The organism is Pseudocolwellia sp. AS88 (assembly GCF_030551755.1).
Classification (GTDB): Bacteria; Pseudomonadota; Gammaproteobacteria; order Enterobacterales; family Alteromonadaceae; genus Pseudocolwellia.
Genome location: NZ_JAUPEC010000002.1, coordinates 115,662 through 129,202, shown reverse-complemented (window position 1 = coordinate 129,202; position 13,541 = coordinate 115,662). Strand labels below are relative to the sequence as shown.

The 13,541-nt window shown below is 36.7% G+C and carries 13 protein-coding genes; 11 read left to right on the top strand and 2 right to left on the bottom strand.

What is annotated here, in order from left to right:
* Positions 1 to 205: 205 nt before the first annotated feature.
* From Q5N69_RS02140 to Q5N69_RS02115, 6 genes are all read left to right on the top strand, one after another.
* A complete protein-coding gene (locus Q5N69_RS02140; RefSeq protein WP_304367187.1) occupies positions 206 to 1,702 on the top strand; it encodes a sodium:alanine symporter family protein in 1,497 nt (498 codons plus the stop codon).
* A 241-nt stretch (positions 1,703 to 1,943) separates the two neighbouring features.
* Entirely contained in the window at positions 1,944 to 2,543 is a 600-nt protein-coding gene (locus Q5N69_RS02135) for a PepSY-associated TM helix domain-containing protein (protein ID WP_304367185.1), read from the top strand.
* Positions 2,544 to 2,567: 24 nt separating this feature from the next.
* Complete coding sequence (locus tag Q5N69_RS02130; RefSeq protein ID WP_304367183.1) at positions 2,568 to 3,101, top strand: DUF2271 domain-containing protein; 534 nt, start codon at positions 2,568 to 2,570, stop codon at positions 3,099 to 3,101.
* A gap of 33 nt (positions 3,102 to 3,134) precedes the next feature.
* Positions 3,135 to 3,968, top strand: coding sequence for a DUF4198 domain-containing protein (locus Q5N69_RS02125; protein ID WP_304367181.1), 834 nt, complete (start codon positions 3,135 to 3,137; stop codon positions 3,966 to 3,968).
* Between the two features lie 49 nt (positions 3,969 to 4,017).
* Positions 4,018 to 5,523, top strand: a complete 1,506-nt coding sequence (locus Q5N69_RS02120; protein ID WP_304367179.1) for a flavodoxin domain-containing protein — start codon at positions 4,018 to 4,020, stop codon at positions 5,521 to 5,523.
* 182 nt (positions 5,524 to 5,705) lie between these two features.
* The gene (locus Q5N69_RS02115) at positions 5,706 to 5,915 is read left to right on the top strand and encodes a hypothetical protein (protein WP_304367178.1); all 210 of its coding nucleotides are present in this window, start codon (positions 5,706 to 5,708) and stop codon (positions 5,913 to 5,915) included.
* 34 nt (positions 5,916 to 5,949) lie between these two features.
* Here Q5N69_RS02115 and Q5N69_RS02110 read toward each other — a convergent pair whose 3' ends face one another.
* The gene (locus Q5N69_RS02110; RefSeq protein ID WP_304367176.1) at positions 5,950 to 7,329 is read right to left on the bottom strand and encodes an ATP-binding cassette domain-containing protein; all 1,380 of its coding nucleotides are present in this window, start codon (positions 7,327 to 7,329) and stop codon (positions 5,950 to 5,952) included.
* A gap of 290 nt (positions 7,330 to 7,619) precedes the next feature.
* Between Q5N69_RS02110 and Q5N69_RS02105 the strand changes: the two genes are divergently transcribed.
* The 4 genes from Q5N69_RS02105 to yghU all read left to right on the top strand — a co-directional run bounded on the left by Q5N69_RS02105 (position 7,620) and on the right by yghU (position 10,644).
* Positions 7,620 to 8,282, top strand: a complete 663-nt coding sequence (locus Q5N69_RS02105; protein ID WP_304367175.1) for a DsbA family oxidoreductase — start codon at positions 7,620 to 7,622, stop codon at positions 8,280 to 8,282.
* Between the two features lie 41 nt (positions 8,283 to 8,323).
* Positions 8,324 to 9,010: a haloacid dehalogenase type II gene (locus Q5N69_RS02100; protein ID WP_304367174.1), complete on the top strand. Its 687-nt coding sequence runs from the start codon at positions 8,324 to 8,326 to the stop codon at positions 9,008 to 9,010.
* 73 nt (positions 9,011 to 9,083) lie between these two features.
* Positions 9,084 to 9,758: a glutathione S-transferase family protein gene (locus tag Q5N69_RS02095; RefSeq protein ID WP_304367172.1), complete on the top strand. Its 675-nt coding sequence runs from the start codon at positions 9,084 to 9,086 to the stop codon at positions 9,756 to 9,758.
* Positions 9,759 to 9,786: 28 nt separating this feature from the next.
* Positions 9,787 to 10,644, top strand: a complete 858-nt coding sequence (yghU, locus tag Q5N69_RS02090) for a glutathione-dependent disulfide-bond oxidoreductase (protein ID WP_304367170.1) — start codon at positions 9,787 to 9,789, stop codon at positions 10,642 to 10,644.
* Between the two features lie 503 nt (positions 10,645 to 11,147).
* On the opposite strand, the gene Q5N69_RS02085 is transcribed toward yghU, so the two are convergent.
* Complete coding sequence (locus tag Q5N69_RS02085) at positions 11,148 to 11,873, bottom strand: DUF1499 domain-containing protein (protein WP_304367168.1); 726 nt, start codon at positions 11,871 to 11,873, stop codon at positions 11,148 to 11,150.
* 591 nt (positions 11,874 to 12,464) lie between these two features.
* On the opposite strand from Q5N69_RS02085, the gene hppD reads away from it, so the two are divergent.
* Positions 12,465 to 13,538: a 4-hydroxyphenylpyruvate dioxygenase gene (gene hppD / locus Q5N69_RS02080; RefSeq protein ID WP_304367166.1), complete on the top strand. Its 1,074-nt coding sequence runs from the start codon at positions 12,465 to 12,467 to the stop codon at positions 13,536 to 13,538.
* The last annotated feature ends 3 nt before the right edge of the window (positions 13,539 to 13,541 follow it).

The following is a 13,541-nucleotide window of genomic DNA, read 5'->3' as shown; positions in this document are numbered from 1 at the left end:
GCTTCGGTAGCCCATCCCCTCTTTAATATAATCCCCTAACTTCATACTTCTTGGTAAACTCAAAAGTCCTTTCAATTTCATTGATTTATTTAGATATTTACAGTAAAACTAGTTAACTTCATTGATTGCTGTAAATAGGTAATCTATGCATGAAAATTTACCTTTATAAACACACTTTATAAATTACCCACAAATGGAAGCACCTATGCTTTGGCAATCTTTTAGTACCCTGCTAGTCAACTCTATTAACCAAGTTGAAACCGGCTTAGCTGTTTCAAAAAGTATTGACCAACAAATAGATGAGTTGCTCCAACCCGTCGCAGAGTTATTTACTAGCATCATCTTTTATTCATTTAATGTTGCTGGTGCTTCAGTTCCTATTATTGTTTTATGGCTGATTGTTGCTGCCGTTTGTTTCACTCTATATTTTGGTTTTCTTAACTTTCGTGGTTTTAAACATGCCTGCAAAGTGATTAAAGGCGATTACTCGGATCCTAAAGATCCGGGGGAAGTAAGCCATTTTCAAGCTTTAACCACAGCGCTTTCAGGCACAGTGGGTTTAGGTAATATTGCCGGTGTGGCTATCGCGATTTCAATTGGCGGACCTGGTGCTACTTTTTGGATGATAGTTGCAGGTTTGATGGGCATGTCCACCAAGTTTCTTGAGTGTACTTTAGGTGTGAAATACCGACGTATCAGTAAAGAAGGTACAGTTCGCGGTGGCCCTATGTATTACCTTAGAGATGGTTTGTCAGATCTAGGTCATAAAAAACTCGGTAAAGCCTTAGGTGTATTCTTTGCTATTTGCTGTGTTACCGCGTCTTTGTGTGGTAGCAATATGTTGCAATCAAACCAAGCTTATCAACAATTTGTTACAGCTATGGGCGGTAGCAGTAGTGTTTGGGCTGATAAAGGTTGGTTGTTCGGTTTAATATTAGCTATTTTTATTGGCTTTGTAATTATTGGCGGTATTAAAACCATCGCTAAAGTTACCTCAAAAGTTGTCCCTTTTATGGCAGGTATTTACCTGTTGGCTGCGCTATTTATTTTAGCGGTTAACGCCAGCGAAATACCTCATGCTTTCAGCTTGATCTTCAATGGTGCTTTCTCTCCAACAGGTGTTGTGGGTGGTATTATTGGTGTTATGATCCAAGGTTTCAAACGCTCAACCTTTTCAAGCGAAGCTGGTGTAGGTGCTGCTTCCATCGCTCATGCCACAGCATCAACTAAAGAGCCTATTCGAGAAGGCTATGTTGCTCTACTTGAACCTTTTATTGATACCGTTGTTATTTGTACCATTACTGCGTTAGTCATCGTGATCACAGGTGCATATACTTCGGTTGAAGGCATAGATGGCGTGGCGCTTACTTCTAGAGCTTTTGGTAGTGTTATTTGGTGGTTCCCGTATTTACTCAGTGTTGCTGTTTTATTATTTGCTATTTCTACTATGATTTCGTGGGCGTATTACGGCTCAATTGCTTGGGGATTTTTAGTCGGTGACAGCAAGCTTTTAGATTTAGGATATAAGTTTATATTCTGTTTATTTACCATTATTGGCGCATCAATCAGTTTAGATTCTGTTATCGCTATTTCTGACTCTATGTTCTTCTCTATGTCTATTGCTAACATTATCGGTTTGTATATGTTGGCACCTCAGGTCAAAAAAGATCTTAAAGTCTATCAATCTAAATATACTCGTTAACCGTTATTTATAAAAATAATCGGAAAAATCCCTCTGGTAATAACTAATCCATTATTGCCAGAGATGAACAAATCCCTCCTCTTCTTTTTACCCATACTTTCAAGATCCTATTAACTCAATACAAACGACAAAAACACTTACAAAAACTTTCACAAAGATTAATGATAACCATTATCGTTTGCATTGACATTTGGTATGTTGTTTTATAAAGTGCCCGCATCAAAATGATGGGTAATTTAGAATGAAGTTTTCATTAGGCAGTGTGCGCCAATGGCATTGGATAAGTGCAGCTATTTGTATTGTAGGCATGTTATTTTTTTCGTGGACAGGGATCACTCTAAACCATGCGGCTGACATTCCTGCAAAAAATGAAATTGCCACCATTGAAACTCAATTATCTAATGGTTTACTACAAACCTGGCAACCTGTTGATAACGACAAAAACTCACTTGCTAAAAGTATTATAGAGCATTTAGATGAAGAATTTGGTGTGTCTATTCCGAGCAATGCACAAGGTGAGTTTAGTGATGGCGAATTCTATTTAGCTATGCCAGAACCAGGTGTTGATGCTTGGCTTTCAATTGATGTTGAAAGTGGCGAGCTTATTTATGAGCGCACCGACAGAGGCTGGATTTCATTCTTTAATGATCTTCACAAAGGTCGTTATACCAATACCACGTGGATTTGGTTTATTGATGCTTTTGCTGTGGGTTCTATCATTTTTTGTTTAAGTGGTTTATGGCTGCTAATAAAACAAACCTCTTTTAGGTTATCAACTTGGCCTTATGTCACTTTAGGCGTGCTGATACCTTTCATTATTATTTTAACCAATCTACATTAATTTTTATAAATATAAGGACATTCAATGAACCGTAAAACCTTGTTTAACTTGTCATTATTGTCAGCGCTTGTGGTAAGTAATTTGAGTTATGCAGCTGATAGTAAGCTAGTAATGGAAGTAGATATACCTCGCTTTAATGTGGCTGAATACCACAAACCTTATGTAGCTATTTGGCTTGAAGATAGTAAACGTAAAGCTACGCAATTAGAGCTCTGGTACGACTTAGACATGAAAGATAACGAAGGCGAAAAGTGGCTAAAAGACATCAGACAATGGTGGCGACGTGTTGGCAGAAAAGCAGAGCAACCCTTTGATGGTGTAACTTCGGCAACTAAAGGCCCAGGAACTCATAAAGTATCTATGGCTTTAAACTCAAAACAGTTCGCTAATTTACCTGCAGGTGAATACCAATTACGTATCGAAGCTTCAAGAGAAGTTGGCGGTAAAGAGGTGATCAACATTCCACTGACATGGCCACCTAAGGCAACTAACTTTCCTTTAACAGCTCTAGGAAAAACCGAACTAGGCAAAATTAATATAGTTCTTGTTAACGATTAACTTTTGTAATCAATCATTTATAAGGAGAAGCAAATGAACATATCTACATCTTTGAAAACGCTATTATCTATCACTATGGTAATGAGCTTAAGTTTTAGCGCCAATGCACACAGAGCTTGGATTTTACCTAGCACAACCAACTTATCAGGCGATGCACCTTGGGTATCATTTGATGCTGCTGTTTCGAATAGTTTGTTTATTCCTGAGCATGTACCACTTCGTATGAAAGGATTAGTGATTCAAGATCCAACAGGCAAAAACATTGATGCTGAAAACCCACATACAGGTAAATTCAAAACAACCTTTGATTTGAATTTAGTAACTCCAGGAACTTATAGAATTGGCTATGCGTCTGGCGGCTTACGAGCAACTTGGAAAGACGAAAATGGCAAACGTAAAATGTGGCCCGCTCGTGGTAAAACAGCTAAAGATGGTGAATTTGCAACAGCTGTACCAAAAGAAGCTGACGCTTTACTTGTGGCTCAAAGCTTTAGACGTTTAGAGACTTTTGTTACTTCTGGCGAACCCACTGAAAACACATTCAAACCAACAAACTCAGGTTTAGAACTTATTCCAGTAACGCACCCAAATGACTTGTTTGCAGGTGAAACAGCTAAATTCAAATTTTTGTTTGAAGGTTTACCAGCAGCGAATGCTAAATTATCTATCGTTGCCGGCAACATGCGCTACCGCAACCAACAAAATCAATTAGATTTAGTTACTGATGCTGACGGATTTGTAAATATTACTTGGCCTGAAGCCGGTATGTATTTACTTGAAGCAGAGTTTGAAGACGATAAAGCTATAGCGCCTGCAACCGTTCGTAAAGGCAGTTACGGTGCTACTTTTGAAGTATTACCTGAGTAATACGTTTAAATAAAAGTTATACATTTGGCAAACTAACAGAAGTTGATTTATGGGAAGCTTGTACATTAGCGTTTTAGCTATTCTTGCATGGTTAATATTATGTGTTTTTATGTGGCGTTTACATCGCGCTAAACAACAAATAACAATAACCAAAGATACATCAACATTAATTGTTTATGCAAGCCAAACAGGCAATGCATTAACAATAGCGAACCGTTGTGCGCAAGCTTTACAACTGTCTGAAATGTCGGATGTATTACCTTTAAATAGTCTAACGTTCGAGCACTTAAGTCAGATGGAAAAAGTGCTTTTTGTTGTAAGCACTTATGGTGATGGTAAAGCTCCCGACGATGGTAATTTATTTAATCAGCGCCTAGAGCAAGCACTTAAAGATGAGATAACGTTAAAACAAGTTAATTACTCGGTTATTGCTTTGGGCGATTCAAGTTATCCAGATTTCTGTGCTTTTGGCCATCAAGTTAACAACGGACTTAAAGCATTAAAAGCTCAACCATTAAGTGAACTAATAACACTTGATAATTATGATGAAGAAACCACTGTTTTTTCTGACATTGTTCCCCCTTGGTTAGACATAAACAACACAGAAATAGATAAAACACAAAGCAGTTCAAGCTACTCTTGGCAGCTGGTTGAACGTGAAATATTAAACCCAAATTGCGGCGATGAGCTACTCGTTAAAATAAGCCTCAAGTGTCTAGGTGCTACGCCCATTTGGCAAGCTGGCGATCTTATTGATATTCAGCCACGCAATTCCGTTGAAATTGTTGAAAACTGGTTACTTAAGCACGTATTCGATGGTTCTTTATGGTTAACTCATCAAGGTCACCAACAACCATTAGCGGCATGGCTCTTTGAACGAGAACTACCAGAAAAATGCCATATACCTGTTTCTGACTTACTCGAGCATCTCCCCTACTTAGCCAAAAGAAGTTATTCAATAGCCTCAATTACTGAAAATAAACAACTTGAGCTTATTATACGATTACTAAAAAAAGATGATAAAAGCTTTGGTTTAGCTTCTAGCTTTTTGAGCCATCATAGTAAAGTAGGAGATCTGATTGAAGGTAAAATACGATCCGTTAAAGCTAATCATATTATCAATAATACCCAACCGATTATCCTTATAGGATCAGGCAGTGGTTTAGCGGGGCTTAAAGCTCAAATAGCCTCAAGAACTTATGCACAACAAACATTAAATGAAAAAATAGGTGCTATGTGGTTAATCTATGGTGAACGTAGAAACGATCCTCAACTGCCCATTAATCAACACTTATTTACTTTAAAAGATACTCAATTAGACAAGCTTAGCTGTACTTATTCTCAAGGTAATAACTACCCTAAATATGTACAAGACATTCTAGTTTCAGACCAATACATCATAAAAAAATGGTTAGATGAAGGCGCTATTATTTATGTTTGCGGCTGTTTATCTGGAATGGGGGAAAGTGTTCATCAAACCTTAATTGATACTTTAGGGCAAAGTACATTAGACGCTTTGCAGCAAGAGCAGCGTTACATTCGCGATGTTTATTGAGAAATCCCAATAACCAATTAAAAACTCAGTAAGAAAACTAGAAATTTACTTTAATTCCATTTAAAGTCAGGTCCCATTAAGTACAAGAAAATCAGTACATTTGAATAAGTAAATGTACTTTCTTACCCTCTCTATTTAGTACCGATAAGTTTATTAGCGGTATAAACTTATGAAGTATAAAAATGAATAATGTTATCTGGAATCAATTATTATCAGTTTCTGATGAGTTAAATGATGCGAAGCAATCCAAAGAAGAAAAAATCAAACTGCTTATTGCTCAATTAGAATCTATTGAAATCACTCATGAACGATCATTCGATCCTGCCGAAAATTTTGAAGAATATGTTGCTGTCGCACTTTGCCAATCAATCAAAAAAACATTAGAGAGATAAATATTGCATCTATCTCTCTTATTCTTGCTTAGATCTACATTTTAATATGTTGTTTAAATAGCGGTAAAAACTCGTCTTTTCGATGGCTAACTAACAATACTGTACTGTGTTGTTGTTTTTCTAAATGCTCTAAAAAATTAAGTAATCTGTGTCGGTTTAGTTCATCTAAGCCTTGAGTTGGCTCATCTAAAATCAGTAAATAAGGTGATTTAACTAAGGCTCTAGCAATTAATGCTAAACGTTGCTCACCATAACTTAAGCTTTGGAATGGGCTATGTTGAAGTGCAATTAAACCCACTTTTTCTAACCACTGACGGGCAATAATCACTTGTGATGGGCTTGGCTGTTCGTACAAACCAATCGAATCGTAAAAGCCAGAAACAACTACCGTTAATAAGTCGCTATGTACACGATATTGTCGATGAAACTCTGAGCTAACAATCCCCATGTGCTTTTTAATTTCCCAAATACTTTCACCTGAACCACGTTTATGACCAAGTACTTCAATATCGTTGCTATAACATTGCGGACAATCACCTGTAATAAGCTGCATTAAAGTGGATTTCCCACTACCATTGCCGCCAGTGATCAACGTATGTTGTAACGGTTTTATCGAAACATTTAAGTTTTCGAAAACATTCTTGCCACTATAATGAACACTGCCATTGGCTAATTTAACTAAGTAATCATGAGGATAGTCAGACAGCTCACGCATATTTTCAGGCCAGCTTGTATCGTCTGCAACAGGTGTAAGCAAAGCGTCTAATTGGTTTTTAGTTTCGGTGCTTTCTAATTTCCCAATAACATCAAATTGCCCGCGCTCAATAAAAGCAATATTGTTACACCAGCTAGGGATATCTTGTCGATTACTCAACATCAGCACAACGCTAATACCTGTTTTAGATAAACGCTCTAAAGCGATAGATAATGCCTCACAAGATTCAACATCTAAGCTATCAAACGGATTATCACAAACTAACAATTCAATACCGTTAAAAATCGCCTGTAAAATCAAAATTTTTCTACTTTCACCGGTACTTAATTGACGATATCCAGCCTCAAGACGATGACTTAAACCAAACTCACTTACGAGTGGATCATCCCATTTATCTTCAGGAAGAAAATCCTTGGCTTTAGTGCCAATATCATTGGCATTGAGGAAATCTGTATTATCTATTTTCAGCTCATGTTCGTAAATTTCTTGTTGTGCTTCGAATGAGATCATCCCCACTTTTTCTGCTTTCGGTAAGATTAGTTCCTCAACAGAGTCAGCTTCTAGCTCTCCTGTTAGCAATTGATCGATGTATTGTTTACCAGAGCCATTTCGCCCTAGTACGCACCACCCTTCATTTTTATTGAGTTGCCAATTAGAAATAGTTAGTTTTGTATGGGAAAAATTTACAATATTTATCATAGAATTATCAGTATGTTTAAGACATTGAAATGCATTGAGACGCTGTAGAGCTAATATATAATACAACTCCAATTTATTGCTACTGCATTATTAACAATATTCCAATAAATACTCTTTTATTCCTATTCCCTTTAATTATTTTCAAATATCAAAAACAAATATCGCCCTGTTTGAACGATCGCTCAAATAGTTATTGAACGTTTGTTCAAGCAAGTTTATAGTATGAACAATTAAGTGCTACACCTAACCAATTTAGTAGCACAACCCAATGCACGAAGAGGAACAATAGAATGAATGATAAAACCGAAAGTAACGACATAATCAAGCTAGATATAGTGTCAGATATTGTATGCCCGTGGTGCATTGTTGGTTATAAACATCTTGAAGCTGCCATAAATGAACTTGGCTTAAAAGATCGAATCGAAATTGAATGGCAACCTTTTGAACTGAACCCTGATATGCCAAAAGAAGGTGAGAATTTGCGAGATCATGTATTACGTAAATATGGTGCTAAACGTGAAGACAGTGATAAAGCACGAGATAACATTAGCGCTCGTGGTGCTGAATACGGTTTTACTTTTGATTACTTTGAAGAAATGAAAATGGTAAATACCCGTGATGCTCATGTTCTTCTCGATTATGCACATGAAGAAGGTTTGCAACATGAATTGAAACAACGTTTATTCGCGGCTTTTTTTACTGAGCATAAAGATGTATCTGATCGAGATATTTTGTTAGCAGAAGCTAAAACAGTTGGTTTAAATGAGCAAGCTTCAGCAGAGGCATTAAATGATGCAGCACGCCGTCTACGAGTTGAAAGCCAAGAATTACAATGGCAACAACAAGGTATTTCAGGTGTTCCAACGGTTATATTTAATCGCACAAGTGCTTTAACGGGAGCTCATCCTCAAAGTACATATAAAGATGTACTTACAGAGTTAGCTGGGCTTTAAGTAAATAAATTATGCTATTAAACTGATACAAGGTTTATAAAATGAATAAAGCACACAAGATTGACGTTTTACTGTTTGATGTAAACGAAACACTACTTGATATTACTATTCTTGAGCCCTTATTTTTACGACTTTTTAATAACCCACAAGTAATGCGTAATTGGTTTGCTGAACTGGTGCTTTATTCACAAGCCATGACAGTGTCTGGCTTGTACGAACCCTTTGGAAATTTAGCACTTGGCGCTTTAAAGATGGTTGGCGCCAATCATAACGTTGTGATAAACGATGAAGATATCGCTGAATTTAAAGGCTTGATGGGTAGCTTACCTCCGCACCCTGATGTTTTACCTGCTTTAAAACGCCTACAAGCTGCGGGGTTTCGCTTAGCGACACTAACAAATTCAACGCCGACTGCCTCACCTACTTTGTTAGAAAAAGCAGGAATTAGTGACTTTTTCGAAGCTCAATTTAGTGTAGAAGAAGTGAAACGCTTTAAGCCGCACCCCGATACTTATCAATATGCAGCTAAAGCTTTAGGTGTTGAGCTTGATAAAATATGTTTAGTGGCTTGTCATCTTTGGGATACTTTAGGCGCACAAGCTGTAGGTTGTTCTGGCGCTTTTATCACGCGTCCAAATAACAATCTTTTGATCACAGAAAACTTACCACAGCCAAACTTTGTTGCGAAGAATTTAGAGCACTTTGCTGATCTGCTTTTAGAACATTAATTAATAACTAATTTGATTGAAGCTTTTACCTTCATCATCGCTTTATTTACATAAAATATAATAGGATAAAATTATGCTTAAGTTTTACTTTCATCAAACACCTAACCCAATGAAAGTTGCTCTTTTTCTTGAAGAAACAGGATTACCTTATGAGCTGATCCCTGTAGACACAATGAAAGGCGAGCAACATACCACGGAATTTCGTGTAGTTAATCCAAATGCTAAAACACCAGCGATGGAAGACAACGGTAAGCGTATATTCGATTCAAATGCTATTCTTATGTATCTATCTGAAAAGTCGGGTGAGTTAGGAGGCAAACCTGAAGATCGTGGTGAAATGCTTTCATGGTTAATGTTTATCGCGACAGGTTTAGGGCCATTTTCAGGTCAATCGGTTCATTTTAATCATAAGGCTCCAGAGAAACTACCTTATGCGATGAATCGCTACCGTCGTGAAGCTGCGCGTCATTATGATGTGTTAGAAGCTCACATGATAGGTCGTGAATATATTGTCGGTGATGAATATTCTATTGCTGATATTTCAGCTTGGGGTTGGATCGATAAAGCCATGTTCGTATTAGGCGAACCGGGTCTAGATAGCTACCCTAACCTAAAACGTTGGTTCACTAAAATAGAATCACGTCCAGCAGTAGCAAGAGCTCGAAATATTGATAAAGATATTGAATTTAAATCTGAATTTGATGAAGTAGCAGCACGCGCACTTTATCCTCAAAATTTTGACAAATAATCCAATCACTAAATTAGGAGTGATAAGAATGGAAAACCAATTTGTACCACCAAAAGTTTGGACACACGATGCCGAAAGTGGCGGAAAATGGGCAAGTATAAATCGCCCCGTTTCAGGTGCTACACATGAAAAAGTACTACCTGTTGGCGAACATGATCTACAGCTGTATTCATTAGCAACGCCAAATGGCCAGAAAATAACAATTATGCTTGAAGAATTGTTAGCCCTTGGAAAAGACGCTGAATATGATGCACACATAGTTCAAATTGGTGAAGCTGTTCAATTCTCATCTGGTTTTGTAGAAGTTAACCCTAACTCTAAAATACCCGCGATGATTGATAAATCGAATGAAGAAACTAATCCTATTTTTGAGTCAGCTTCAATCTTGGTTTACCTTGCTGAAAAATTTGATGCTTTCTTACCTAAAAGTGGAACTAAGCGTACTCAAGTAATGAACTGGTTATTCTGGTTACATGGCTCAGCACCTTATTTAGGTGGTGGTTTTGGTCATTTTTATGCTTACGCACCAGAAAAGTTTGAATACCCAATCAATCGTTTCACTATGGAAATTAAGCGTCAGCTTGACGTTCTAGATAAGCAATTGGCTAAAAATGAATTTATCGCTGGAGATGAATACAGTATTGCAGATATTGCTACTTGGCCTTGGTACGGTAATTTAGTTTTAGGTGTTTTATACGAAGCAAAAGACTTCTTACAAGTTGACGAATACACCAATGTTCAACGTTGGGCTAAAGCCATACTCGATCGCCCTGCTGTTCAACGTGGTCGTATTGTTAACCGCACTTGGGGTGAGCCTTGGGAGCAACTCGAAAATCGTCACAGTGCTGCAGATATTGATAAAGTATTAGCATTAAAATCTAAATAACCTTAGCTCGGGATAAGCAAAGTTATGAATCAGTTTTTAGAGAGTTGCAGACAGTAAAATCAAACCCCCAATAACTAAGGTTATACCAATTTGATTAATGAAGTGATCTACTTTTTCATGAGGAAAAATGGATAATTACAAGGCATAAAATTTAGTAAGTAGTTATTCTACTTATAAATTTTATAACGCGGTCATTATTAATTTTAATCGTTAAAAATGAGCAGTTAATTAATCAACTTGGTATTACTGGGTGTTTTTCGTTTTAAAGTGAGTTATTTAAGTTGAGGTTATACCAAACGGATTAATCACGATGAAGTGATCAACAAAGCTAATCTAACGTTTAATAATCTACCTTCAATAGGCAAATTCCAATCACCTCTAATAAACTCAACCCAATAAAAAAGCCTCAACATTTCTGTAAAGGCTTATTAAAAATAATTTACTGACATAAAGTCATAGATTCAAATACATAACCTATATAAACATACTAGGCTCAATACATTTTACTCTGAAAATAAAGAAATAAAGGTTTTTATACGCTCAGCGTTTGCCCCTAAGTCTGAACCACCAATACGCGAGACAGATCTTAAATCAATTCTACTACCCGTATCAGTAGCTAGAATACGAATAGCGACATCATCTTTAAACGCCCACAATAAGGTCGTATCAACAGCTTCTATAGTCCCCTTGCCTGAATCTTTAGCAACAACTTCCCAACCTAAACTCATTGCAGTATCTACCGCTTTGCTGAAAGCTTGCTCGGTATTTAGCGTACTCATAATTGGTTGTAATTCAGGGTAAGCTTCTTGTTGTAATGGCTCTAGTTTTTCTCTGTCGTAAGCTAGAGGGTTACTATTATCACCACGCAATTCGATAACTTTTTCAAATTTTGGCAAGTTTACAGTGTCTGTACTTACTTGGTGTATAAAAGGTAAAGACTTAGCTTTAGCGCCTGTCATTGATAAACCAACTACAGGTATTGCTAATAATATCGCTACAGAAGTACAGGTTTTAACTACGTCTTTTTGTTTTTTGAAAAAACCAATAATACCTACAATTAAAGCTATCGCTAATACAGCAACACTGGCATAAGCCGTAAATTTAATCAGTTGAAAAGATGTACCCATATTCCATAACTGTATACGGTAAGCAATTACAGCAAGAGGAAAACCCAATAACAAAGGAATTACTGCGAATTTACATAGATTAGATATTTTTTTAATGGTCATTATGTTGCCTTAAATGTATTACTGAATAGATCTTAATGAGTTAATGGGCTTATTCTAAAATAAAAAATAACTTTTTAATTAAATAATTAATATTTCTAACATTCTATACTTACCATTACGTTTGAAGGCTGAAAAAAGATTAACACTTTTTCAACTTTTGAAATAACTGCTGCAGTATGTACTTAGTATTTAAACAATACAGAGTATACAAAGCATAACTTGTTAGTTAAGCAGATAATAACGCCATTTAAGTTTTAACATATACAGTTATTACTTAAATCAAAACTTTGCTCTGAAAGTTAAGTTCCTACCTCAATGTACCATTTAATTTACACATAAAATTAAAGACATTAATTTTCGTATTCTCAGTTATTCCGTATCTTACAAGCCTTTGAGCTAACGTTTTTCATCCATTCATGATTGACACATTTTCGCTACTCAAAACAAGGTGAAAAGAATACTTTCCACTCTGATTTATCTATTTGTTTCACCATTTTGACATCAATAATCATTAACACTAATATCGAGAAAAACTAGTAACATTTGTTACCAAAATAATGACAATACAAATAATTGGGTACGGAGATAAAGATGACTGATCTATTTGAGAATCCTATGGGATTAGACGGCTTTGAATTTGTGGAATTTACTGCTCCAGAAAAAGGTATTTTAGAACCTGCATTTACAGCGATGGGTTTTACTATGGTTGCAACGCACAAATCTAAAGACGTAGCTTTATGGAGACAAGGAGATATCAGCTTAATTACCAATTATGAAAAAAACAGCCATGCTTATCATTATGCAAGAGAGCACGGTCCTTCTGCCTGTGGTCTTGCTTTTCGCGTTAAAGATGCTCAATTTGCTTATGCTGAAGCGCTAAGAAAAGGTGCACAACCTGTAGACATACCAACAGCTCCAATGGAATTACGCTTACCTGCGATTCAAGGTATTGGTGGCGCCACTCTTTATTTAATTGATCGCTATGCTGAAGGTCATACTATCTACGATATCGACTTTAACTGGATTGAAGGGGTAGATAGACACCCAGAAGGTTGTGGTTTTCATACATTAGATCATCTAACACACAATGTTTACCGTGGCAGAATGGCTCACTGGGCTAAATATTATGAAAATCTGTTTAATTTCAGAGAAATTCGTTACTTCGATATCAAAGGTGAATACACAGGTCTACTTTCAAAAGCGATGACAGCACCAGATGGAAAAATCCGCATCCCATTAAACGAAGAAGCTGCTGGTGGCGGTGGTCAAATAGAAGAGTTTTTAATGGAATACAATGGTGAAGGTATTCAACACATTGCTTTCTCTTGTGACGATTTAATTACTTGTTGGGATAGATTGAAAAAGTCTGGCGTTAAGTTTATGAAAGCTCCTCCAGCCGCTTATTACGATATGTTAGAAGAACGCTTACCGGGTCACGGAGAACCTGTTGAAGAAATGCAAACACGTGGCATTTTATTAGACGGTACAACAGAAGGTGAAACACCTAGATTATTATTACAAATATTTTCTGAAACCACTTTAGGCCCAGTATTTTTCGAGTTTATTCAACGTAAGCAAGATGATGGTTTTGGTGAAGGTAATTTCAAAGCCTTATTCGAATCTATTGAGCGTGAGCAGCTAGAGCGCGGTGTTATTGGGGCTTAATAT

Excerpts from the sequence above, each read along its gene's own strand:
- Q5N69_RS02110 (WP_304367176.1), bottom strand. The coding sequence starts at position 7,329 with ATGATAAATATTGTAAATTTTTCCCATACAAAACTAACTATTTCTAAT.
- Q5N69_RS02095 (WP_304367172.1), top strand. The coding sequence starts at position 9,084 with ATGCTTAAGTTTTACTTTCATCAAACACCTAACCCAATGAAAGTTGCT.
- Q5N69_RS02100 (WP_304367174.1), top strand. The coding sequence starts at position 8,324 with ATGAATAAAGCACACAAGATTGACGTTTTACTGTTTGATGTAAACGAA.
- Q5N69_RS02130 (WP_304367183.1), top strand. The coding sequence starts at position 2,568 with ATGAACCGTAAAACCTTGTTTAACTTGTCATTATTGTCAGCGCTTGTG.
- Q5N69_RS02120 (WP_304367179.1), top strand. The coding sequence starts at position 4,018 with ATGGGAAGCTTGTACATTAGCGTTTTAGCTATTCTTGCATGGTTAATA.
- Q5N69_RS02115 (WP_304367178.1), top strand. The coding sequence starts at position 5,706 with ATGAATAATGTTATCTGGAATCAATTATTATCAGTTTCTGATGAGTTA.
- yghU (WP_304367170.1), top strand. The coding sequence starts at position 9,787 with ATGGAAAACCAATTTGTACCACCAAAAGTTTGGACACACGATGCCGAA.
- Q5N69_RS02125 (WP_304367181.1), top strand. The coding sequence starts at position 3,135 with ATGAACATATCTACATCTTTGAAAACGCTATTATCTATCACTATGGTA.
- Q5N69_RS02135 (WP_304367185.1), top strand. The coding sequence starts at position 1,944 with ATGAAGTTTTCATTAGGCAGTGTGCGCCAATGGCATTGGATAAGTGCA.
- Q5N69_RS02105 (WP_304367175.1), top strand. The coding sequence starts at position 7,620 with ATGAATGATAAAACCGAAAGTAACGACATAATCAAGCTAGATATAGTG.
- Q5N69_RS02140 (WP_304367187.1), top strand. The coding sequence starts at position 206 with ATGCTTTGGCAATCTTTTAGTACCCTGCTAGTCAACTCTATTAACCAA.
- hppD (WP_304367166.1), top strand. The coding sequence starts at position 12,465 with ATGACTGATCTATTTGAGAATCCTATGGGATTAGACGGCTTTGAATTT.
- Q5N69_RS02085 (WP_304367168.1), bottom strand. The coding sequence starts at position 11,873 with ATGACCATTAAAAAAATATCTAATCTATGTAAATTCGCAGTAATTCCT.